Below are 21,732 nucleotides of genomic sequence, written 5' to 3' on the forward strand. Positions count from 1 at the left end.
ATGGCGCACAGACTCCGCTACCAGCGCGGGCAGTTCGTCTACCGCCAGGGCGAGGGCGGCGGGGGCCTCTTCCGGGCCGACACGGGCCTCGTGCGGCTGGTGCAGCTCACCCCGCGCGGGCGGACGCTGACGGTGCGCCACGTCCTGCCCGGCGACTACTTTGGGGAGGACACCCTGAACGGGCCGACCCACCCGCACGGGGCCGAGGCGCTGACGAACGCGACGATCACGACCTTCGACCCCGCCGAACTCGACGAGCGCACGCTCCTCGACGTGGCGCGCAACCTCGGCGCACAGCTTCAGCGCACGATCACGCACGAGGTCAACCTCCAGAGCGGCGACCTGCGGGTGCGGGTGGTGCGGTATCTGCTCGACCTCGTGGACACGCCGCTGGGGTCGGAGGACACCGAGGACCGCCTGTACGTGCGGGCCACCCACGAACTGCTCGCGGAGGGCACGGGCAGCACCCGCGAGAGCGTGAGCAAGGTCATCACCGAGCTGCGCGACGCGGGGCTGATCGAGACGGGCTACCGTCACATCACGCTGCTGCGCCCGCTGGCGCTGCGGGAAATCGCCACCCGTGCCGCCGCGCCGGGCGGAGAGGAGAACGTATGAGAGTCCTCGTCACGGGCGCTTCAGGATTCGTCGGTCGGGCCGTCGTGGCCGAACTCATCGGGCGCGGGCAGACGGTCCTCGCCGCCTCCAGACGCGGGGAGGCGGTGGCGGGCGCGCAGGGCATGAAGCTCGACGTGACCGATCCCGCCGCCGTGCTGCGCGTCTTCGGGGAAGCCAACCCCGAGGCGGTCGTCCACCTGGTCGGCATCATTCAGGAGGCGGGCGAGCAGACCTTCGAGCGGGTCCACTTCGAGGGCACGCGCAACGTCCTCGCCGCCACGCCGCGCACGGCCCGCTACGTGCAGATGAGTGCGCTCGGAGCGCGGGAGGACAGCGGCAGCCGCTACTCCAGCACGAAGGGCCGCGCCGAACGCCTCGTGCGCGAGAGCGGGTTGAGTTCCACCATCTTCCGCCCCAGCCTGATCTTCGGCCCCGGTGACGACTTCTTCGGGCGGGTGCTGCGCGAACTCGTGAGCACGGGGCCGGTCGTCCCGCAGATCGGGGACGGGCAGTTCCCCTTCCGCCCAGTCAGCGTGGAGGACGTGGCGCGGGCCTTCGCGGGGGCGCTTTCGCTGCCGGAGGCGGTCGGGCAGACCTACGACCTCACCGGACCGGAGGAGTTCACCTTCCGGCAACTGCTGGAGATGGAACTCGCCGCGCTCGGCAAGAAGAAGCCCATCGTGCCCGTGCCTCTCGCGCTGATGAACCTCGCCGTGCCCGCGATGCAGATTCTGCCGAAGCCGCCGATCACCCGCGACCAGTACGCCATGCTCAAGGAGGGCAACACCGCCCCGAATGAACCCGCGCGAACGGTCTTCGGCTTGCCCATGCTGCGGCTTCAGGACGAGTTGCCGAGGATCGTGGGGAAGGCATAGGGTGGGGCTACCCCTCGTCCACTGCGGCCAACATCCACAGCCCTTCCCGGTCTATCGTTTGCACGCAGAAGGGTTTTGCGCCGCATCCGGGGTCGCGGTTCGGGTTGTCGGGCAGGCTGGGTGTGAGGGGGCCTCGAACCATCAGGATCGGCGTACTGCCCGGTACGCGCGACGAAAAACCGGTGATGAGCGTCACCCCGTTGAGGGGCGTGCCTGTAGTGGAAAGCCGGTAGCGGACGCCCGGCGCTCTCCTCGTCTTGAGGGCGAAGAGGGGGCCACGATAGGGCTGGCGGAGTTGGCGGCCCCAGTCGTTGTGTACACGCATCCATGATGTCAGCACCATATTCACTGCTGGGTTGGTGCCCACTACCGCCATATGCGCCTCTCGGTCGTAGGTCAACGTAAAACCCTCGTGCCCCTCCAACAACTCGCGCAGTTCGATGAAGCCCGCTTCCTGTTGGATAAGTCTCCCCCCCTCAATGGATACATCCCGACCTCTCACCTTGCAGGGGAGGCCCAATAGGTCGCAGGCGGGCAGCACAGGCACCATGACCCGTCCGTCCTTTCTGATATACGGCGCACCACTCCGCGCATCCACCCAATGCAGTGAGCCGAAGCGCACCACGACTTGCGTTGAGGGTGCGGCCTCGGCGACGGAGGGGGCAGAGAGGCACACCGCGAGGAGCAGAACTCGTTTCGCTGGCATTCTGGCCGAACTCTAACGTGGTCACCCACACCCCCACATCCTCCTTTCGGTACAGCAAAAACCCCCACCATACAGGCGGGGGCCATCCTTCTCTTCCCTCAGCTCAATCCAGGAAGTCGCGCAGTTTGCGGGTGCGGCTCTCGTGGTACTTGAGCTTCCGAAGCGCCTTGTTCTCGATCTGGCGGATGCGCTCGCGGGTGACGCTGAAGCGCTGGCCGACCTCCTCCAGCGTGTGCTCGCGCCCGTCCACCAGGCCCTTGCGGAACTTCAGGACGAGGGCCTCGCGCTCGGTGAGCTTGGAGAGGGCCTTTTCCAGCTCCTCCGAGAGCAGCGTCTTGGCGGCGTTGTCCACCGGGGAATCGAGGTTCTCGTCGGGGATGAAGTCGCCGTAGAAGGAGTCCTTCTCGTCGCCGATGGGCGTTTCGAGCGAGACCGGCTCCTGGCTGACCTTCTGCACTTCCTCGACCTTGTTGGCGTCCCAGCCGGGACCCATCGCCTCGGCGATCTCCTCGTAGGTGGCCTCGCGCGAGAGTTCCTGCTGAAGCTGGCGGGCCGTGCGGGTGAGCTTGTTGATCGTCTCGACCATGTGGACCGGGATGCGGATGGTCCGGGCCTGGTCGGCGATGGCGCGGTTGATCGCCTGCCTGATCCACCACGTCGCGTAGGTGGAGAACTTGTAGCGGCGGCGGTACTCGAACTTCTCGACCGCGCGGATCAGGCCCTGGTTGCCCTCCTGAATCAGGTCGAGGAACCCCAGCCCGCGCCCGGTGTACTTCTTGGCGATGGAGACGACGAGGCGGAGGTTGGCCTCGATCAGGCCCTGGCGGGCGGCGGCCCCGTCCTCGGTCTGGCGCATCAGGCGGCGGCGGGCGCGGTCCTCGAGGTCGTGCTCTTCCTCCAGCGACTTGCGGGCCTCCTCGCCCTCCTCGATGCGGCGGGCCAGCGCGATCTCCTCCTCCAGCGTCAGGAGGGGCACGCGACCGATCTCGTGGAGGTACTGGCGCACCGGGTCGTTGGAGACGGCGCGCGGCATGTCGTCGAAGTACTTCTCCTCGTCGTCGGCCTCGGCGGCGACTCCGGGAGCGGCGACCTCCGCCTCCTCCTCCACCTCCTCGTCCTCGTCGAGGTCCTGCACCTCGATGTTCTGCGAGGCGAGGAAGAGTTGCATGTCCTCGAACGCCTCGGCACTCTCCGGGTCGAGGCCGTTCGCCTCCAGCGCCAGCGACAGGGCCGCCGCTATTTCCTCGCTGGAGAGCACGCCCGCCGCGCGGCCCGCCTTCAGGAGTTCCTGAATGCTGGGGTGCGCGTAGTACGGCTTCTCGGCAACTCCACCCTTCGCGGGGGCCTTCGCGGGCAGGGCGGCCTTGCCGGACGCGGCCTTTTTCGTGGCCGTGGTCTTCGTGGTGGGATGGGGCACGGCGGGCGTCACCGCGATGTCGTCGTCAGGCACCGAGTCGGGGGGCGCGGCCTCCGCGTCGGGGGTGGGAACGGGGGACAGCACGGCCTTTTTCTGTGCGGCCTTCGCTTTGGGGGCAGGCTTGGGGGCTGCCTTGCTCGTCCTGGCGGGCGTGTCCGGCGTCGCTCCGGCGGACTGCACGTCGTTCTCGGCGGGCGCGTCTTCCGGCAGGGGGGCACCTCCCACGGGGGAGGTGGACGTGGGGACCTTGCTGCGGGCGCGGGCGCGGGTGGGTTCTGCCATGCGTGCTCCTGTGGCGTGAGGACGAACTGCGTCGGGTACGTCGGCACGGGGCCGGGGCCGGAACGCGTCAGTCTAGCAAACGACCCCCCGGAATTCGGACCTGCATCACGTTCCCGCGCGGGGGGACGGGGACGCTGAGGGAAGGGGAGGACTGGTGGGGCGGCGGGCGACCCCTCTGCTACGCAGCTCTACGAGTCCGCCCCTGCGGGGCACCTCCCCTTGAAACGCCTGATGTGAATTGCAGATTGGGCGGCAGGGGCGTTTTCGCTGTCCAGGAGAAGGGCGAGCGTGGCTCGCCACCCCTCTCCCCGGCCCTCTGCTTCGCAGCTCTCCGAGTCACCCGCAGGGGGAGAGGGAGAAAAAAGCACATCTGGCACGCTTAATTTCTAATTCACATCAAGCGTTTGAAGGGAGGCAGAACGGCAACAGGCTCCCCTTAAGGGGAGCTGTCAGCGAAGCTGACTGAGGGGTGGCCCTCAGCTCTCCCCCGCCCGCGTTGCCGCCAGCACCTTGAATCCGCCCTCCCGCCGCAGTTCGCGCACCTCGCCCACAGCCCGGAGCGCCGTCTCGTAGGGCAACGGCTCGTTGGCGACGAGGTAGACGGTCCCGCCCGGATTCAGGCGGCGGCCAGCGACGGCGATGAATTCGCGCGCCACATCCAGCACGACCCCGCGCCCGACATGGAAGGGCGGGTTGGTGAGGATGGCGTCGAAGGTGCGCTCTCCCAATTCGGCGTCCACGTCGCTGTGAAAGATTTCCCCGCGCTGGCCGTTCGCCGCCAGGGTGGCCCCCGCACTGCGGACGCTCTGGAGGTCGCCGTCCACGAGCGTGACCTCCGCTCCGCGCGAGGCCGCCCACGCGCCGATCAGGCCCGTGCCGCAGCCGAGGTCGAGGACCTTTTTCCCGGCGAGGTTCAGCTCCTCCAACGTGCCGAGCAGAAGGGTCGTCGCCTTGTCGGGCCGCCCCGCGCTGAAGACCCCCGGCAGGCCGACGACGCGCACGCCGAAGGCCTCGTAGCCCTCGGGATCGGGGAGGGCGGGGGTGGGGCCGGGCCGCCGCACGATCCGGGCGACACGCATCCCGCCGTCGCGGGCAATCGTCTCCCCCGTGCCGAAGGCGTTGCCCGCCGCGCGCACGTAGCGGTCATAGCCCTTGTCGCGGTCCCCGGCGAGGTAGAGCGTGCCACCGGGCGGGGTGCAGGCGTGCGCCCAGGCGACCTGCGCCAACGCGTAGGCATTGCCCCGGTCGCCCGCGAGGACGAGGGCCACCGTCCGCGCCCGCTCGGGCCAGCGTTCCCGCAGGTCGTCGCCGGGAACCGCCGCGAGCGCGTCCAGTCCCGCCGCCGCAAGGACGGCCAGGGCCGGGGCCGACCCCTCCACCGCCCGCAGGGTCACGTCCGGCAGGGAGGCGAGGAGGCCACCCATCGCCGTGAGGTCGAGCACGTCACCGCGCACCCGGTCCTTACGCATCGTCGCGGCGAGGAGGGCCTGGGCCTCGTCCACCTCCGGGAAGCCGCGTACCCCCGGCTTGGTCAGGGCGTGCAACCCCTCCAGCCGCCCTGAGAGGAGAGCGGGCCGGGCATCGAAGTACGTGCCTGCCTCTGCCGCACTCGTCTCCCCTGCCGCCGCCGAGCGGCTGCCCGCCGGGCGTGTCAGCCTGATCTTCTGTCGTCCGCTTCCCCGTCCTCTGCCCCCGGTCACGCCCCACCGTCTATCACAGCCGGGGCGGGGTGCCCACTTGTCCAGCCCGATTCTCCTCAATGAAGGCGTCCTGACGAAATGCCCATGTGGGAAGGAAGCCGAGTGCGTACCTTGAGGGCGTCCCAAAACACCAGCCGACCGGGTGAAGTCGGTTTTCCGCCCCGCTCACAAGGCGGGGCTTGTTCTTGAGAGGAGGAGGGCGAGAGGTTGCGCCGTTGTCTCCTGGTGGACGGCTCAGGCATTTGTCGGTCTGGTTTCTGGCCTCTGCTCCGCAGCTCCGGGAGTCCCGGCTTCCCCCAGGGAACGCCTGATATGCAAGAGAAAGCCAGCGTGCCAGAAGTGCTTCTTGCTCCCCCTCCCCTTGCGGGTGACTCGTAGAGCTGCGAAGCAGAGGGCTGGGGAGAGGGGTGACGAGCGGCGCTCGTCCTCTTGCTGGACGACGAGAACGCTCCTTGTTCCCAACCCGCAATTCCCATCAGGCGTTCAAGTGGGAGGACCCCTCGACCCCCTGACCCCTCGACCCTTTGGCTGCTACCCTCCCTCCCATGCCCGCCCCCGCCCCCAGCGTCACGCCCGACTGGGGCTTCGAGCGGCAGCACTGGCGGCGGGGCCTCTTCCGGGTCGCCGGGGTGGACGAGGCGGGGCGCGGCGCGTGGGCGGGGCCGGTGACGGTGGCGGCGGTGATCCTGCCGGGCACGGCGGAGGAATGGCCCTTCCGCGACAGCAAGCAGCTCCCGCCGGGCGAGCGGGTGAGGCTGGCTGCCGAGGTGCGGCGCGTGGCGCTGAGCTGGGCAGTCGAACACGCCTGGCCGGAGGAAATCGACCGCCTGAACATCCTCGGGGCCACGCACGCCGCCGCACATCGGGCGCTCGCGCGGCTGGACCCGGCCCCCCAGGCGCTCATCACGGACTACCTGCGGCTGAACACGCCCCTCCCCCTGCTGTGGCCCGCCCGCGCCGACGCCCTGAGCTACACGGTGGCGGCGGCCAGCCTCCTCGCCAAGACGGAGCGTGACGCGCTGATGACGGAACTGGAGGGCCAGCATCCAGGCTACGGTTTCGCCGGGCACAAGGGGTACGGCGCTCCTGCCCACCGCGCGGCGCTGGAACGGCTGGGCGTGACCCCCCTCCACCGCCGCTCCTTCGCGCCCATCGCCCGCTTGCTGAGCGGGGAGGCTTGAGCGGGTCTTTATCCTCCGGGGCGTAGACGGTGACTTGTCTCACATCCCGCAGAGTTGGGGCACGGCCCATCACACAGTGAACCTCATCAACGCGGAAGGGCCGCCCCGCGCCGGGCAGGGTGGCTTTCGCGGGCCGGTCCTCGAAGCCAGACCTGGACGCGACCGGAGAGGAGTTGCCCCATGCAAAACCGCAACCTCGCCAACCTGCTCACCATCGCCGGACTCGCCTCGATTCTGGGGTCCATCACCATCTGGTTCACCCAGGGCGGACGCGCGACCACCGACGAGGAACGCTCGCACGGCGAACGCTTCGGCATCTTCGTCGGCCTGTGGGCACCGACCTTCTTCATCCTCGCCAACCGCTACAACGCGGCGGCCCTCAAGGACGAGGCGTAGGCGGGCGCTCGAACCCGAGCTGCACCTCCGTGGGCCGGAAGCCGACCCGCTCGTAGAGCCTCTGCGCGTGATACTCGGGGTCGGCGACGATGACGAGGGTGCGGGCGGAGAGGTTCTCCCGCGCCCACTCTCCCGCGTGGTGAACGAGGTTTCCAGCCAGCCCCCGGCCTCTCGCGTCGGGGTGCGTCTCCACGTTCTGATAGCGCGTGACGCCCCCGCCCGCGTTATACACGCCGAGGCCGGAGAGCATCTTCTTCCCCTCGAAGGCCCCGAAGTACGCCCCGTGCCCGGCCTCCCCGGCGGCGCGCAGGGCGGCGAGTTTGCGCCCGGTAAAAGCCCGGTAGCTCGTCTCCTCGTGCCTCTCCGGGTCGGCGGCGTTCACGGCGAGACGCAGGGCGAGGGTCTCTTTCCAGTCTGCCTCTGAAGCCAGGGGGCGGAGAGTGATTTCGGGCGGAAGGGGCCGAATCGGCGTGGTCCGCTCGGTGGTCAGGACGGTGTTGCGAAAGGGTTGAAGGCCAGCCGCCTCGAACTCGCTCCCGGCCTCCAACCGTCCATCTCGCGCGTCCACCCCGAGAGCGAGGTGGGCGGCCTGCGGATGCGCCTCACGAAACTGGGCGAGCCACGTCTCCAGGCTGCCCGGTTCCGGCGGCTCATGCAGCAGCAGGAAGTTGCCCCACCAGAAGGTCGGGTTGCCCGGCGTGCGGACGACCGTGTAACCCTCCCGCTCATCCGTCTGCGACCCCTCCAGCCGCAGGAGGGCGAGGTCGGTCTGGTAGCCGAGGGAACGGGGCGTGCGGGGCATGATTGAACTCTAGCCGCTCACCCGGTCCCCTCACGACTCCATCCCAGACTCAGAGGCGGCGAGTTCGAGAGACCGCGTATGGCGGGCGTGATGCTCCCGCACTTCGTCGGCGCTCAAGCTCAGACCACGGGGTGGAGGCTTCCACTCGTAGAGAAACCGTGACCCTATGGCCCGAACGTGACACGGGATCAGGCGCGTGGGAAGGTCAAACGTCGGGTTGTCCAGCATTCCACCCCGTTCGTAGACCAGCTTCGTGTACCCGTTCAGGTGAAACAGGACGCGCACAGGCTCCCGCACGCCTTCCAAACCTTTCCCCCTCTCCGGGTGGCGTCCTATTTGCCCCCCGTGACCCACCGCTACACTGCATGCTGTGAACGTCCGAAACTTCTCCATCATCGCCCACGTGGACCACGGTAAGTCCACGCTCGCCGACCGCATTCTGGAGCGGCTGGGCGCGATGGGCGAGCGCGACAAGCGCGACCAGACCCTCGACACGCTGGAACTGGAGCGCGAGCGCGGCATCACCATCAAATCCACGCCCGTGCGCCTGACCTACACCCGCGCGGACGGCGAGAGCTACACCTTCAACCTGATCGACACACCGGGCCACGTGGACTTCAACTACGAGGTCTCACGTTCTCTGGCCGCGTGCGAGGGCGTCCTCCTCCTCGTGGACGCCTCGCAGGGGGTGGAGGCACAGACCATCGTGAACGCCTACCTCGCCATCGACAACAATCTGGAGATCATCCCGGTCGTCAACAAGATCGACCTCCCCGCCGCCGACCCGGAAGGGGCCGCGCAGGAGCTGGAGGACGTGATCGGCATTCCCGCCGAGGGGGCCGTGTTCGCGTCGGGCAAGACCGGGCAGGGCGTGGACGAGCTGCTGGAAGCCATCGTCGAGCACATCCCGCCGCCGCCCGGCGACCCCGACGCTCCCCTCAAGGCGCTGATCTTCGACTCCTTCTACGACGCCTACCAGGGCGTGATCCTGTTCGTGCGGGTGCTGGAGGGAACCCTGACCCCCAAGTTGCCCATCATGCTGTTCAACTCGGGCAAGACCTTCGACGTGGACAAGGTGGGCACCTTCACGCCGGGGCTGGTGGTGGGCGACTCCCTCCCGGCGGGCGCGGTCGGCTGGGTCGCGGCGGGCATCAAGGACATCCACGACGCGCAGGTGGGCGACACCATCACCCAGAAGGACCGCCCCACCCCCGAGCCGTTCCCCGGCTTCAAACCCGCGCAGCCCGTCGTCTTCTCCGGCCTCTACCCCACCGACACCGAGGACTACCGCCGCCTGCGCGAGGCGCTGGAGAGACTCAAGCTCAACGACGCGGCCTTCTCCTTCGACCCCGAAACGTCCGAGGCGCTGGGCTTCGGCTTTCGCTGCGGCTTCCTGGGCCTCCTCCACGCCGAGATCATTCAGGAGCGGCTGGAGCGCGAGTACGACCTCGACCTGATCGCCACCGCGCCTGCCGTGGTTTACCGGGTGACGCTGACGAACGGCGAGGTCTTCGAGACCCAGAATCCCGCCGAATTTCCCACCCGCGACCGCATCACGACGGTGGAGGAGCCGTACATCAAGCTCTCGGTGATGCAGCCGGAGGAATACGTCGGGACCGTGATGCAGCTTCTCCAGGAGCGTCGCGGCTCGATGGTCACGATGAATTACGTCGGCAAGCGCGTGGAGCTGATCTACGAGGTGCCCTTCGCCGAGATTCTGTACGACTTCCACGACCGCCTGAAATCCATCTCGCGCGGCTACGCCAGCATGGACTACGAGCAGATCGGCTACCGGGAGGGCGAACTCCGCAAGGTGGACATCCTCGTGAACAACGAGGTGGTGGACGCGCTCGCCGTCATCGTCCACGAGGATAAGGCGTACTCACTGGGCCGCAAGATCGTGGACAAGATGGCCGAGGTCATTCCCCGGCAGATGTTCCCGGTGCCCGTGCAGGCGACCATCGGCGGCAAGATCATCGCCCGCGCGACCGTGAAGGCGTACCGCAAGGACGTGCTGGCGAAGTGCTACGGCGGCGACATCAGCCGCAAGAAGAAGCTGCTCGAAAAGCAGAAGAAGGGCCGCGCCCGCATGAAGCAGATCGGGACGGTGGAGGTGCCGCAGGAGGCGTTCCTGGCGGTGCTGAGCACGGAGGAGTAGGGGCGGCCAGCGGCCAGCGGCCAGCTTCCAGCAGCCTGCGAACACCACAACAGGCGGTCCCAGCATGTGCTGGGGCTGTTTTTTGTCGCCTTCCACCGAAGAGCCGGGATGTTCTGTAATTGGTACTGGAATAAGAAGACTCTGTTCAGAGCTGTGTTTTTAACTCCTCCCCTTGAGGGGGGAGGCTGGGACTCGTAGAGCTGCGAAGCAGAGGGGGTGAACAGGCCGGGCGTAGAGAGGCCAGTGGGGAGAGCCTCTTCCTCCCATCGCACGGGCGTTAAGCCTCCATGAGTCCGGCCCGGCCCCTCCTGTCCCGCCGAATGCCTAGCGTGTGGACGAACGGCCCACGCGGCCCCCTCCTCCCACGAAAGGACGCGCCCCCATGACCCACTCTCCCTCCCCCGCCCTCGCCGCCATCCGTCCCCCCGCTCCCCCCGTCTCGACCTTCGGGGGCACCCAGGTGCTACGCCCGGACGTGGTGCGCGTGCGCCTGCCGATGGTCAACGTCTACCTGCTCGGCCATCCGGGGGAACCGTGGGTCCTCGTGGACGCGGGGATGCCGGGCATGGCGGGACTGATCCGCGCGGCGGCGGAGCGGCACCACCGGGGGCGGGCACCGGAGGCCATCGTCCTCACCCACGGGCACCTCGACCACATCGGGGCGCTGCGCGAGCTGCTGCGGGAATGGCGGGTGCCCGTCTACGCACACTCGCTGGAGCTGCCCCACCTCACGGGCGAGCGGCCCTATCCCTTCCCCGACCCGACGGTGGGCGGCGTGATGAGCACCCTGTCCCCGGCCTTCCTGCCCGGCCCCTTCGACTTCCGGCCCCATGTCCACGCCCTGCCGGAAGGCGGCGAACTGGCCTTCTTGCCCGGTTGGCAGGTGCTTCACACACCGGGGCACACGGCGGGGCACGTCTCGCTCTGGCGGGACTCGGACCGGACGCTGATCGTGGGCGACGCCTTCGTGACCACGCGGCAGGAGACGGTGACGGGGGCGCTCACCTTGCGCCCGACTATCGTTCACGGGCCGCCCGCGTACTACACGCCCAACTGGGACGCGGCGCGCGACTCGGTGCGCTCGCTCGCCAACCTCGACCCCGACCTCGCCGCGACCGGGCACGGGCACCCCATGTTCTGCCCGGAAATGGCGATTGAGCTGCACCGCCTCGCCCGCAACTTCGACGAGGCGGCGCGGCCCGTGCGCGGCTGGTATCTCGACCATCCGGTGCCGATGGGTGAACCGGGAGGGACGACGAGCGCCCCCGACTCACGCGGCAGGCTCGTGCTGTACGCCCTCGCGGGGGCGGGGCTGGTGCTCCTGCTGCGCGGGCGGCGGCGCTGAGGCGGGACGCGAAAGTCGAGCGTCAGCGCAGGCCCCACCCCTCGTGGGGACCCAACGCCCGCGCTCAGGGTGACAGGCCTGGTAAGCCTCGCCCTGAGACGACGGGGACAAAGATGAGGGAGGAGCCGCAGGCATTCCGGCCCCGGCTCCCCCTCTCCTGCTCCTGCCCCTGCCCTGCCCTGCGCTCAGTCGCGCCCGCCCACGCGCAGGAAGGCGGGAATTTCGTAGTCCTTCGCGTCGTACTGGCCCGTGGTCTGGCCCGTGCGTGGCCGGACGAGGGTATCGATGCTCGTGCCGCGCCCGGTGCCCAGGCCGAAGCCCGTCTGGAAGGGTGCCTCGCCGAAGCCAGTGGCGATGACGGTGACGCGCACCTCGTCCCCGGCGGCCTCGTCGGGCGTGATGCCGAAGAGGATGTCGGGGTCCTCGAAGCCGGTCGCCTGGCGAATCTTCTCGACGATCTCGTTGGCGTCCGTCATCGAGAGGTCGTAGCCGCCCGTCACGTTCACGAGGATGCGCCGCGCCCCCTCGATGCCGCGCTCCAGCAGCGGCGAGTGGATCGCGCTCATGGCGGCCTCGTCGGAGACCTTCTCGCCCCGGCCCGCGCCGATGCCCATCAGCACCGTGCCCGAGTTGGCGAGCAGGTTCCGCACGTCCGCGAAGTCGAGGTTGATCATCCCCTCGACGTTGATCACGTCGCTGATGCCCTTGACCCCGTAGTACAGCACCCGGTCGGCGATCAGGAACGCCTCGCGGAAACTCACCTTCTTGTCCACGGCGGTCAGCAGCTTCTCGTTGTTCACCACGATCATGCCGTCCACGCGCTCGGTGAGCTTGTTGATGCCCTCCTCCGCCACGCGCAGCCGCTTGGGTCCCTCAAATTTGAAGGGCCGGGTCACGATGGCGACGGTGAGGACGCCCATCTCGCGGGCGATCTCGGCGACCACCGGGGCGCTGCCCGTGCCCGTGCCGCCGCCCATGCCCGCCGTGATGAACAGCATGTCGGTGCCGTCGAGGTACTCCTTGATGCGCTCGCGGTCCTCGATGGCGGCCTTCTCGCCCACCTCGGGGTCGGCCCCGGCCCCCAGCCCGCGCGTCAGGCGGTCGCCGAGCTGGATGCGGACCTCGGCGTGGCTCTTGGCGAGCACCTGCGCGTCGGTGTTTCCGGCGATGAATTCCACCCCTTCGAGTCCCGATTCGATCATGCGGTTCACGGCGTTGTTACCCGCGCCGCCCAAGCCAATCACCCGTATTCTGGCCGCTTGCATCTTGTCTCCTTAAGAACGGCCCCCCACTGACGGGTGTGACCGACTTCACGCGAGGTAGTGTACCCCACCCCCGCCGTGACTCCCCCCCACGGCAGAGCTGGCCGGACGGCGTGGACCGTCTCCCTGTCTCCCCCTACATCCATTCCTTGATGGCGTTGCGGATGCGGTCGATCAGCCCGCTTCCCTCCCCCTCCTTCGGCCTGGGCCGTTCCTTGCGGGGCTGGGGCGGGGTGACGGCGGTCGAGGTGACGGCCTCCGCACCCCCGCCCCCGCCCTTCGCCCCGTTGCCGGGGGTCGGCGGGGTGGGCGCGGTGGGCGGCGTGGGCTTGGCCTCCTCCTGCAAGACGGCGGTGGGCACCTTGCCGTCCTGCCCGATGCCGTACAGCACGAGGCCCACGCCCGCCGCGTACTCCGGGCCGCTCACGAGTTCGGTGAGGTGGCCGATGCCGCGCGGACGCCCCTGCCGGACAGGCACCTTGAAGCGGTCGCGGGCGAGTTCGACCGTGCCGCGCAGCATGGAAGCGCCGCCCGTCAGCACCACCCCCTGCGCCACGAACTCCACCGGGCCGAGGGCGTGGTCGATCTCGTCACGTACCAGCCCGAAAATTTCGGCGAGGCGGGGCTTGATGATGCGCGACAGCTCGAAGGCGCTCACCGTGAGGAGGTTGCCCGACGGGGTGGTGATCTCCAGCGTCAGGTCGGGGTCGGCGAGGTCGGGGATGGCGGCCCCGAACTTGCGCTTGACGTTCTCGGCCTCCTCGGTGGGCAGCTTGAGAATCTGCGCGAGGTCCGCCGTCACATGCTCGCCGCCGATGGGAATACACGCCGAGTGCGCGAGGTTGCCCCGCTTGAACACGCTCACGTCGGTGGTGCCGCCGCCCAGATCAATCACGATGACCGTCTGCGCCTGCTCGGCGGCCTCCAGCGTGGCGAGGCCCGAGGCGAGCGCCTGCAAGGCGAAGCCCTCCACCCGCAGCCCCGCCTCCTGCACGCAGCGGCGCAGGTTCATCAGCGGCCCGGCGGTCCCGGCGACGATGTGGACATCCACCTCCAGCCGGACGCCGTGCATCCCGACCGGACTCTTGATGCCCTCCTGGCCGTCCACGACGTACTCCTGCGGCAGCGTGTGCAGGATTTCGAGGTTGGGATCGAGCGGCACCGCGCGGGCGTTCTCGATGGCGCGGTCCACATCGGGCTGGCCGATCTCCTGGTTGCGGCGGATGGCGGCGAGGCCGTGGCTCGTGATCGCCTTGACGTGGTTGCCGGGCACCGACACGAACACGCTCGCCACCCGCACGCCGCTCATGCGCTCGGCGGCCTGCACCGACTGGCGGATGGCGTGGGTGGCCCGCTCCAGATTCACGACCGAACCGCGCTTCATGCCCTCGCTCGCCACGGTCCCCATGCCGATGATGTCCACGGCCCCGTTCGGCGCGACCTCGCCGATAACGGTGGTGATTTTGGTGGTGCCGATATCCAGCCCCACGATGATCGGGTTGTCCTTCATTCCTGGACGCTCACCCCCCAGGGGTAGATGTGGATTCGTTTGCCGGGAAACTGCGTGACGGCCCCCGCATAGTTCAGCAGGGTCCTGGGGTCGCCGCTCCACACCGTGCCACTCGCCGTTTTCACCGTGACGCCGGACGGCGTGTAGGCAACCGATTGCACATTGTAACGCTCCATCGCGCGGGCGACGAACAGGGCGTCCATGAGGCGCTCCGGTCCCCAGCCGCCGAGCAGGGGCAGCCGCGCCACGTTCTCGGCGGCGGGCAGCACCGTCCCGTCGGGCGCGACCGCCACGATCTCCCCGTCCGGCTTGCGCCAGCGGGCGTACGGGACGCGCTCGGTGAGGCGGACCTCCACCGTGTCCGGGAACCGGCGAGTGACCTGCGCCGACTGAATCCAGGGATGAGCCTCCAGCCCCCGCGACCGCCACCGCCCGTAATACGCCCACGAGAAGCCCGGCGTCAGCCCCGCGAGTTCACGGACCCGCGCCTCACTCAACCGCGACTGGCCGCTCACTGTAACCGTGCGGACGGGCAGACCGAACCACAGGCCGACGAGGGCACCCAGGGCGAGCAGGAGGGCCAGCGCGGCCCACAGCTTCCGGCGACGTTTCGCCTGTTCCTGGGAGCCGAAGACGGAGACGGGAGCGGCGGCGGGTTCCGGCTCCGGCGGGGGAGGGGGTGAGACCCGGTAGTTCTTGGGGCGCGGTTCGGTGTCGATCACGGCCCCTATCCTGCCACCGCCGGGATCAGGGGGATGAGGCGAGGGGGACGGGGCAACCTCACCCCTGCTCCGGCCACAGCTCGTACTCCAGCTCCAGCGGCACGCCGACCCGCCCCCGGATGAGGCCCAGCAACGCGTGAACGTCGGCGCTGCTCGCCCCACCCAGATTGACGATGAAGTTGGCGTGTTCGGGCGCGATCATCGCGTTCCCGACGCGCGTGCCCTTCAGTCCCGCCTCGTCGATGAGCCTGCCCGCCGACACCCCACCGGGATTCTTGAAGGCGCAGCCGGGCGTCTTCATCTTGGGCTGACCCTTGCGGGCGGTATCGGCGAACTCCATTTTGGCGAGCACGTCTTCGGGTGTGGAGCGGCGCAGCTTCAAACGCACCCGTGAGACGACGTGGTTCCTCGGAATGCCGCTCTGGCGGTAGCCCCAGTCCAGATCATCCGGCGTGACCCGTCTCGTGCCCTCTGGTGTCACGATCTCCAGCGTGTGCAGTCCGTCGAAGGTCTCGCCGTAGCGCGTGCCCGCGTTCATCCACACGGCCCCGCCGACCTGCGCGGGGATGCCGACCGTGCCCTCCAGGTTGGAGAGGCCGAGCTTCTGCAACTTGCGGATGAGGCCGGGGAGGGGCACGCCGCCGCCCACCCAGCCTGTGACGACGGTTTCCCCATCGCTCAGCTCCGAGTCGGGCGTCAGGTCGGCCTCCGCGAGCACTCCAGCCAAACGGATGATGCGCTCCGGCAGCCCTTCATCCGCGATGACGAGATTGCTGCCGCCGCCGAGGATGCGGTAGGGGGCCTCCATCGCCTCGGCAAGTTGCTCCGGGCCGGAGACGAACCACACCTCGGCCTCACCACCCACCCCCAACGTCGTGAAGCGGGCGAGGGGCAGGCGCTCGACGCGGGCACCCGTGCGGCTGGGCTGCGTCAGGGTCACGCCCTCACCCCCGCCAGCTCGCGCGACAGTTTCCACACGTCCCCGGCCCCCATCGTCACGATGATGTCGCCGCCCGTGGCCGTCTCACGCAAGCGGCGCACGACCTCCGCCCGGTCGGGGAGGTAGCGGACGCCCGCGTGACCGCGCTCCGTCATCCGGTCGCTGATGAGCGTGGCGTGGATGCCGGGGATGGGAGGTTCCGAGGCCGCCGCGATGTCGAGGAGCAGCACCTCGTCCGCGTCCATCAGCGCGTCGGCGAGGCGGGGCCACGACTGCTGGGTGCGGAGGTAGCGGTGGGGCTGGAAGACCACCCGCACCCGTCGCCCGGTCTGCCGCGCCGCCTGCACCGCCGCCGCCACCTTCGTCGCGTTGTGCGCGTAGTCGTCCACCACGAGCGCCCCGTTGAGCTGCCCGACCCGCTGCCAGCGCCGCCCCGGCCCCCGGAACTCCGCCAGTGCCGCCGCCGCCTGCCCGAAGTCGCCCCCGTACAGGTGCGTGACCGCCAGCGCCGCGAGCGCGTTGAGGACGTTGTGGGTGCCGGGCAGGGCGACGCGAGCCTCTCCCAATCTCTGACCTTGATACTCGACGGTGAAGGTCGTCCCCTCCGCGTCCGGGCGCAGATTCACGGCGCGGTAGTCGGCCCCGTCCGCCCGCCCATAAGTCAGCCGCTCGCGTGCCCCGGCGCACAGCTCCCCCAGTCCCGGCCAGTCGGCGCACAGCAGGACCCGCCCTGCCTGCCCCACGAAGCGCGCGAAGGCGGCGTGCTGCTCCTCCACCGTCTCCCAGTAGGTCGCCTGATTGCCGCCCACGTGGTCGTCCTCGGCGTTCGTGAAGACGGCGGTCTCGCACACCAGCGCCGCGAAGCCCCGGTCGGACTCGTCCACCTCGGCGACGAAGGGACCCGCCCCCACCCGCGCGTTGCTCCCGAACTCGGGCACGATGCCGCCCACGAAGGCCGCCGGGTCGAGTCCCGCGCCCGCCATCGCCACGGCGATCATGCTCGTCGTCGTGGTCTTGCCGTGGGTGCCGACCACGCCCACCGAGGGACCGGCGCGTAACAACTCGTCCAGCAGAGCCATCCGGGGCCGCACCTCCACCCCCGCCGCCCGCGCCGCGACGAGTTCGGGGTGGCTCTTGGGCACCGCCTCCGACGCGATCAGCACGTCCACGCCCGCCACGTGGGCCGGGTCATGCCCCACCGACACGGGGATGCCCTCGCGCTCCAGCTCGGCGGTGAGTTCGGAGGGGGCCGCGTCGCACCCGCTGACCCGCACCCCGCGCGCCGCGAGGAGCCGGGCGAAGGCGCTGACGCCGATGCCGCCGATGCCCATCAGGTGGTAGTGGGGCGGGAGGAGGGTTGGGCCGCCGGGTTGGTCAGGGGGGGAGTCAGTCATGGTTGAAGGGTTGGGCGCGCGTCACGACAGGAAGTACTAAACCACTCAAACTACAGGTGCCGCTCCACGAGGTCCGCGAACCTGGCCGCCGCGCCCGCCGGGGTGCGGGCCAGCGCCGCCTCCCGCATCGCCGCGCGTGTGCCGGGCGACGCACACTCTAACACCGCCCCGCCCAGCGCCTCCTCCACCCTCGCCTGCTCCACGACCCGTCCAGCTCCCGCCGCCTCCACGCTCCGCGCGTTGTGAAGCTGGTGGTTCTCCGCCGACTCGGGCAGGGGCACCATCACGAGCGGGACGCCATGAAGGGCCGCCTCCGCGAGCGTGCCCGTGCCCGACCGCGTGATCGCCAGGTCCGCCGCCGACCACGCCGCCACCGCGTCCACGAAGCCGACCGGGTGATACCACGGCAGATCGCGCACGCGCGGCACCACGTCCGAGAGCCAGCGCGGCCCCGTGGAGTGGATGACCTGCACGGCGGCCCCCTCGGGAAGTAGGCCCTCGATGCCGAGGACATGCCGCAGCGTGTCGGGCACCGCGCCGTTCAGCGCCAGCGACCCCTGCGAGCCACCCATCACGAGGATGGTGAGCGGTCCTTCCTGCAAGCCGAGCCGGGCGAGGGCCTCCGAGCGGGGCAACCGTTCCTCGCGCACGGGCATCCCGACCATCGTGGCCTTGCGCTCCGGCAGCCCGACCACGCGCGGGTACGCCGTGCCCACCGCCCGCGCCCGCCCCGCCGCGAGCCGCTGGGTGAGGCCGAGTCGGGCGTTCTGCTCGTGCAAGACGGTGATCAGGCCGAGACTCTGCGCTCCCAGCACGCCGGGCAGGCTGGCGAAGCCGCCGAAGCCGACGACGGCGGCGGGTCGGGCGTCACGCAGGAACGCGCGGGCCTCCCCCAGCCCACGCGCGGCGCGCAGGAGTTCGCGCGGGTCGGGGCGGCCCTGCCCGCTGCGGGCGAGCTTCCCGGCGTCCACGCCCTGGAAGGCGAGACCCTGCTCACGCGCCACCCGCTCCTCCATCCCGCCCCGCTGCCCGAGGATCAGCGTTTCACGCCCCCGCGCCATCAGCTCGCGCGCGGTGGCGACCGCCGGGTAGATGTGGCCTCCCGTGCCTCCCGTTGCCATGACGACCAGACTCATCGGGAGGGAGTGTAGAGCCTGAGACGGGGACAGGCGGGGTGCGCTTTAGAAGAGGGCGAGGATGGGGGAGAACAGTTTGCCGAAATCGTGGTCTGCCAAGCTCATCCGGTCGAGCCAGAGAACCTCTCCGGTCTCCACCGAAAGAGCGTGACATTCGGCTTCCCGTCATGCTGTCCAGACGGCCTCCCCTTCAACCCGTACCAAAAAAAGCCGCCAGCACCTCGCTGACGGCTGACGGCTGAAAGCTGACGGCTCAGTCGAACAGGTCCCCCAGCGAGCGCCCCACGCTCCCGCCGCCGCTCTCGCCGCCCAGCCCCTGCTCGAACTCCTCGTAGGGCTGCACGACCACGAAGCCGTCGCCCTGAAAGACCATCTGGTACGTCTCTCCACCGCCGCGCCCGAACATGCTCTTCAGGCTGGCATCCATCCGCAACTGGGGCTGGAGGTTGCCGCTCCACGCCACCGTCGCGTTGGGGTCGGTGAAGACCGGCTCGCCCTGCGTCACGCGCAGGGTCAGCGGCTTGCCGTGGCTGAGGATCGCGACCAATCCGTTGCCCTGGAGTCGCACGCTGAACAGGCCGCCCGCTGCCATGCCCGCCGCCCGGCGCTGGATGGTGATGTCGTACTGCACGGAGTCCTCGAAGGCGAGGAGGTCGTTCCCGCTGACGTTCAGGCTGTCACCCGCGAGGCGCAGAATCGTCACTTCCTTCCCCTGGTCGGCGAGGTAGGCGACGCCCCGGCCCTCGATCTTGGCGAGGGGACTCATCTCCTGGCTCACCGCGCGCTTGAGGGCCTTCATCAGCCCGCTCTCCAGCGTGCCCTCGCGCTTGAACGAGAGGTTGCCCTTGTAGGCGATCATCGCGCCGAGCTTGCTCCAGATGCGGCCCTGGACCTTGACCTCCAGCATCTTGCTGCTCTCCAGCTCGAAGACCTCGCCGGGATTGTCACGCTCGGCGGTCTGGGCCAGGAAGTCGCGGAGGCTGTAGCTGCCGTCGGAGTTGGAAGGATTCGTCATGCCCTCAAGGTACGGGATGAGGGGCGGAAGGGTTCCGGGAGCGCAGTCAGGCCCAGTACTTCCAGAGGAGCTGCCCCGCCGTGAAGATCAGGAGGAGGCTGAAAAAGAGCTTGAGCCGTGCGGCGGGAATGCGGCTTTGCAGCCCGGCCCCCGCCCGCGCGCCGATCAGCACGCCCAGCGCCACCCCCGCCGCGAGGGGCAGGTCGAGCAGCCCACCCGCCTGGTACACAAGGGCGTTCCCCACGGCGGTCAACCCCATGATGAAGGTGCTGGTGGCGATGGCCTGCCGGATCGGCACCCCCGCGAGCAGATTGAGCACCGGCACCTGCACCGTCCCCCCGCCGATGCCGAGCAGGCCGCTCATCACTCCGGCGAAGGTCATCGCGGGAGGCACGAGGCGGCTGGGCGGGCGCTCGACCTCCACCCGTTTCAATCCACGCAGGAGGTTGTAGGCGGAATAGAGCAGCAGGGCCGCGAAGACCGTCGCCACCGCCCGCGCGGGCAGCACCAGCCCCAGAAAACTGCCCAGAGCGCCCCCCAGGATCGTGTACGGCGAGAGCAGGTAGCCCGTCCTCGCCCGCACCAGCCCCTGCCTGAGATAACTCGCCGCGCCGCTGAGGCCCACCGCCAGCACCCCGATCTGCGAGACCGCCACCGCCTGCGAGATGGTGATGTCGCGCCCGTAGAGCGGCAGCACGAACTCCAGCGCGGGCACGACGATCACGCCGCCGCCGAGGCCGAGGATCGCGCCCAGCACCCCGGCGAGCAGACCGACGGCGATGACGGCGAGCATCAAGGCAGCATCACGGGGAGGAGGCTAACACGGGGTCGGGGAGGGATGAGGGAGGGGCTTGAACGGCGTTCAAAGCGGACGAACGGGCCTTTCGCTCCCTCTCCCCTTGCGGGAGAGGGTCGGGGAGAGGGGTGGCAAGCAACGCTCGCCCTTCTCCAGCCAACAAAAAGTGGGCGAGGGACCATGCCCCCGCCCCTCCACAGGTCCGACTTACGCGAAGCTGGGACGACGCCCGAGCGCCCGCAGGCGCAACATGCTCGCCACGAAGACCACGACGCTCACGAACGTCACCGCGAGCAGGATGGTGAAGGCCGCCTGCACGCCCAGCGAGGGCCGCAGCGCCGCGAAGGCCAGCGGGAGGATGAAGCCGCCCAGCCCGCCGAGCAGCCCGACGAGGCCGCCGACGACGCCCATCTGGCCGGGGTACCACTGCGCGACGAGGGTGTAGGTGCTCGCCTTGCCCACGCCCATGCCCACGCCGACGACGGTGGTGAGCAGCAGGAAGGTGGTCAGCGGCAGCTCGCGGGTGAGGGGCAGCAGGCCCACAAGCATCACCGCGAAGGAGGCGACCGTCACGCCACGCGGCCCGAAGCGGTCGCTGAGATAGCCGCCCAGGGGCCGCAGCAGGCTCGCCGGGAAGATGAACAGGGCGGTCAGCAGGCCCGCCTGAGCGAGCGGGATGCCGTAGTGGTCCACGTAGTACTTCGGCAGGAAGAGGCTCAGGGCCACGTACGCGCCGAAGAACACCACGTAATACAGCCCGAAACGCCACACCTGAGCGCCTCCCAGGGGCCGCAGCCAGTCGGCGAGGGTGCGCTGGGGGCGGACGGCGGCATCGGCGGGCGTGAGGCGGGAGGTGAGCAGCGCGCACACCACGAGCATCAGCGCGAACACGAAGGGGACGAAGTGCCAGCCACCAGGGATGAGGAGTCCGGCGGGAATGACCGTGATGAGCGCGGGCGCGGCGAGCTTGGTGATGCTCGCCCCCGCGTTCCCCGCCCCGAAGGTCCCCAGCGCGAGGCCCTGCCGGGAGGCGGGCACCCACTGGGCGATCCACGCGTTCCCCACCGCGAAGCTCACGCCCGCCAGCCCCACCCCGAGCGCCAGGGCCAGCAGGACGTTGTAGCCGGAGGCGAACGCCAGCGCCAGCGAGAACACGGCGGTGACGAGCGTCACGGCCAGGAACATCTTCTTGCCGCCGAGGCGGTCGGCGAGCAGTCCCGCCGGGAGCCGCAGCAGCGAACCCGTCAGCACGGGGATGGCCGTCAGCAGCGTGAACTGCGCGTCCGTCAGGCCGAGTTCCTTGCGGATGGGCAGCCCCACGATGGAGAACATCACCCACACGGCGAACATCAGCGTGAAGCCGAGGGTGCTCCACGTCACGACGCGCCGGGCGTCGGCGGAGAGGGCGGGCGCGGAGAGCGGGAGGTTGGCGGGGTGGGTCATGGGGGAACCTCGGAAGGGATGGGTGATGAGGGTTGAG

At 69.6% G+C, this 21,732-nt stretch carries 19 protein-coding genes; 6 read left to right on the forward strand and 13 right to left on the reverse strand.

The genetic code is table 11. The annotated features are described in order from the left end of the window. Complete coding sequence (locus tag V3W47_RS07635; protein WP_331824600.1) at positions 1-615, forward strand: Crp/Fnr family transcriptional regulator; 615 nt, start codon at positions 1-3, stop codon at positions 613-615. Next, positions 612-1,490: a complex I NDUFA9 subunit family protein gene (locus V3W47_RS07640; RefSeq protein ID WP_331824601.1), complete on the forward strand. Its 879-nt coding sequence runs from the start codon at positions 612-614 to the stop codon at positions 1,488-1,490. The genes V3W47_RS07635 and V3W47_RS07640 overlap by 4 nt, the downstream gene beginning before the upstream one ends. 7 nt (positions 1,491-1,497) lie before the next feature. On the opposite strand, the gene V3W47_RS07645 is transcribed toward V3W47_RS07640, so the two are convergent. The 3 genes from V3W47_RS07645 to V3W47_RS07655 form a co-directional block, all read right to left on the reverse strand. Continuing rightward, entirely contained in the window at positions 1,498-2,115 is a 618-nt protein-coding gene (locus tag V3W47_RS07645; RefSeq protein WP_331824602.1) for a hypothetical protein, read from the reverse strand. Between the two features lie 184 nt (positions 2,116-2,299). After that, positions 2,300-3,895, reverse strand: coding sequence for an RNA polymerase sigma factor RpoD (gene rpoD / locus V3W47_RS07650; RefSeq protein ID WP_331824603.1), 1,596 nt, complete (start codon positions 3,893-3,895; stop codon positions 2,300-2,302). Positions 3,896-4,371: 476 nt separating this feature from the next. Further along, positions 4,372-5,595: a class I SAM-dependent methyltransferase gene (locus tag V3W47_RS07655; RefSeq protein ID WP_331824604.1), complete on the reverse strand. Its 1,224-nt coding sequence runs from the start codon at positions 5,593-5,595 to the stop codon at positions 4,372-4,374. 545 nt (positions 5,596-6,140) lie between these two features. On the opposite strand from V3W47_RS07655, the gene rnhB reads away from it, so the two are divergent. Both rnhB and V3W47_RS07665 read left to right on the forward strand, forming a co-directional pair. Continuing rightward, positions 6,141-6,776, forward strand: a complete 636-nt coding sequence (rnhB, locus tag V3W47_RS07660) for a ribonuclease HII (RefSeq protein ID WP_331824605.1) — start codon at positions 6,141-6,143, stop codon at positions 6,774-6,776. A 180-nt stretch (positions 6,777-6,956) separates the two neighbouring features. Next, complete coding sequence (locus V3W47_RS07665) at positions 6,957-7,172, forward strand: hypothetical protein (RefSeq protein ID WP_331824606.1); 216 nt, start codon at positions 6,957-6,959, stop codon at positions 7,170-7,172. Here the strand turns inward: V3W47_RS07665 and V3W47_RS07670 are convergent. Further along, the gene (locus V3W47_RS07670; RefSeq protein WP_331824607.1) at positions 7,156-7,974 is read right to left on the reverse strand and encodes a GNAT family N-acetyltransferase; all 819 of its coding nucleotides are present in this window, start codon (positions 7,972-7,974) and stop codon (positions 7,156-7,158) included. The genes V3W47_RS07665 and V3W47_RS07670 overlap by 17 nt on opposite strands. 370 nt (positions 7,975-8,344) lie before the next feature. Here V3W47_RS07670 and lepA point away from each other — a divergent pair, with 370 nt between their 5' ends. Together lepA and V3W47_RS07680 are read left to right on the forward strand one after the other, a co-directional pair. Continuing rightward, positions 8,345-10,132: a translation elongation factor 4 gene (gene lepA / locus V3W47_RS07675; RefSeq protein ID WP_331824608.1), complete on the forward strand. Its 1,788-nt coding sequence runs from the start codon at positions 8,345-8,347 to the stop codon at positions 10,130-10,132. A gap of 382 nt (positions 10,133-10,514) precedes the next feature. After that, positions 10,515-11,477: an MBL fold metallo-hydrolase gene (locus V3W47_RS07680; RefSeq protein WP_331824609.1), complete on the forward strand. Its 963-nt coding sequence runs from the start codon at positions 10,515-10,517 to the stop codon at positions 11,475-11,477. A gap of 185 nt (positions 11,478-11,662) precedes the next feature. Here V3W47_RS07680 and ftsZ read toward each other — a convergent pair whose 3' ends face one another. From ftsZ to V3W47_RS07725, 9 genes are all read right to left on the reverse strand, one after another. Next, a complete protein-coding gene (gene ftsZ, locus V3W47_RS07685; RefSeq protein ID WP_331824610.1) occupies positions 11,663-12,742 on the reverse strand; it encodes a cell division protein FtsZ in 1,080 nt (359 codons plus the stop codon). A gap of 133 nt (positions 12,743-12,875) precedes the next feature. Then, positions 12,876-14,249 carry a cell division protein FtsA gene (ftsA, locus tag V3W47_RS07690; RefSeq protein WP_331824611.1) on the reverse strand — a complete coding sequence of 458 codons (1,374 nt, stop codon included), beginning with the start codon at positions 14,247-14,249 and terminating at the stop codon, positions 12,876-12,878. Then, positions 14,246-14,971 carry a cell division protein FtsQ/DivIB gene (locus V3W47_RS07695; RefSeq protein ID WP_331824612.1) on the reverse strand — a complete coding sequence of 242 codons (726 nt, stop codon included), beginning with the start codon at positions 14,969-14,971 and terminating at the stop codon, positions 14,246-14,248. The genes ftsA and V3W47_RS07695 overlap by 4 nt, the downstream gene beginning before the upstream one ends. A gap of 58 nt (positions 14,972-15,029) precedes the next feature. Beyond that, the gene (locus V3W47_RS07700) at positions 15,030-15,911 is read right to left on the reverse strand and encodes a UDP-N-acetylmuramate dehydrogenase (protein WP_331824613.1); all 882 of its coding nucleotides are present in this window, start codon (positions 15,909-15,911) and stop codon (positions 15,030-15,032) included. Beyond that, positions 15,908-17,305: a UDP-N-acetylmuramate--L-alanine ligase gene (gene murC / locus V3W47_RS07705; RefSeq protein ID WP_331824614.1), complete on the reverse strand. Its 1,398-nt coding sequence runs from the start codon at positions 17,303-17,305 to the stop codon at positions 15,908-15,910. The genes V3W47_RS07700 and murC overlap by 4 nt, the downstream gene beginning before the upstream one ends. A gap of 50 nt (positions 17,306-17,355) precedes the next feature. Continuing rightward, the gene (gene murG / locus V3W47_RS07710; protein WP_331824615.1) at positions 17,356-18,441 is read right to left on the reverse strand and encodes an undecaprenyldiphospho-muramoylpentapeptide beta-N-acetylglucosaminyltransferase; all 1,086 of its coding nucleotides are present in this window, start codon (positions 18,439-18,441) and stop codon (positions 17,356-17,358) included. 253 nt (positions 18,442-18,694) lie between these two features. Next, the gene (locus tag V3W47_RS07715; protein WP_331824616.1) at positions 18,695-19,456 is read right to left on the reverse strand and encodes an AIM24 family protein; all 762 of its coding nucleotides are present in this window, start codon (positions 19,454-19,456) and stop codon (positions 18,695-18,697) included. A gap of 46 nt (positions 19,457-19,502) precedes the next feature. Further along, complete coding sequence (locus tag V3W47_RS07720; protein WP_331824617.1) at positions 19,503-20,249, reverse strand: sulfite exporter TauE/SafE family protein; 747 nt, start codon at positions 20,247-20,249, stop codon at positions 19,503-19,505. Between the two features lie 210 nt (positions 20,250-20,459). Next, positions 20,460-21,695: an MFS transporter gene (locus V3W47_RS07725; protein WP_331824618.1), complete on the reverse strand. Its 1,236-nt coding sequence runs from the start codon at positions 21,693-21,695 to the stop codon at positions 20,460-20,462. Positions 21,696-21,732 lie beyond the last annotated feature (37 nt).

Origin of the sequence: Deinococcus sp. YIM 134068 (assembly GCF_036543075.1) — a bacterium.
Lineage (GTDB): Bacteria > Deinococcota > Deinococci > Deinococcales > Deinococcaceae > Deinococcus > Deinococcus lichenicola.

Excerpts from the sequence above, each read along its gene's own strand:
- V3W47_RS07635 (WP_331824600.1), top strand. The coding sequence starts at position 1 with ATGGCGCACAGACTCCGCTACCAGCGCGGGCAGTTCGTCTACCGCCAG.
- V3W47_RS07640 (WP_331824601.1), top strand. The coding sequence starts at position 612 with ATGAGAGTCCTCGTCACGGGCGCTTCAGGATTCGTCGGTCGGGCCGTC.
- rpoD (WP_331824603.1), bottom strand. The coding sequence starts at position 3,895 with ATGGCAGAACCCACCCGCGCCCGCGCCCGCAGCAAGGTCCCCACGTCC.
- rnhB (WP_331824605.1), top strand. The coding sequence starts at position 6,141 with ATGCCCGCCCCCGCCCCCAGCGTCACGCCCGACTGGGGCTTCGAGCGG.
- V3W47_RS07665 (WP_331824606.1), top strand. The coding sequence starts at position 6,957 with ATGCAAAACCGCAACCTCGCCAACCTGCTCACCATCGCCGGACTCGCC.
- V3W47_RS07670 (WP_331824607.1), bottom strand. The coding sequence starts at position 7,974 with ATGCCCCGCACGCCCCGTTCCCTCGGCTACCAGACCGACCTCGCCCTC.
- V3W47_RS07680 (WP_331824609.1), top strand. The coding sequence starts at position 10,515 with ATGACCCACTCTCCCTCCCCCGCCCTCGCCGCCATCCGTCCCCCCGCT.
- ftsZ (WP_331824610.1), bottom strand. The coding sequence starts at position 12,742 with ATGCAAGCGGCCAGAATACGGGTGATTGGCTTGGGCGGCGCGGGTAAC.
- ftsA (WP_331824611.1), bottom strand. The coding sequence starts at position 14,249 with ATGAAGGACAACCCGATCATCGTGGGGCTGGATATCGGCACCACCAAA.
- murC (WP_331824614.1), bottom strand. The coding sequence starts at position 17,305 with ATGACTGACTCCCCCCCTGACCAACCCGGCGGCCCAACCCTCCTCCCG.
- murG (WP_331824615.1), bottom strand. The coding sequence starts at position 18,441 with ATGAGTCTGGTCGTCATGGCAACGGGAGGCACGGGAGGCCACATCTAC.
- V3W47_RS07715 (WP_331824616.1), bottom strand. The coding sequence starts at position 19,456 with ATGACGAATCCTTCCAACTCCGACGGCAGCTACAGCCTCCGCGACTTC.
- V3W47_RS07720 (WP_331824617.1), bottom strand. The coding sequence starts at position 20,249 with ATGCTCGCCGTCATCGCCGTCGGTCTGCTCGCCGGGGTGCTGGGCGCG.
- V3W47_RS07725 (WP_331824618.1), bottom strand. The coding sequence starts at position 21,695 with ATGACCCACCCCGCCAACCTCCCGCTCTCCGCGCCCGCCCTCTCCGCC.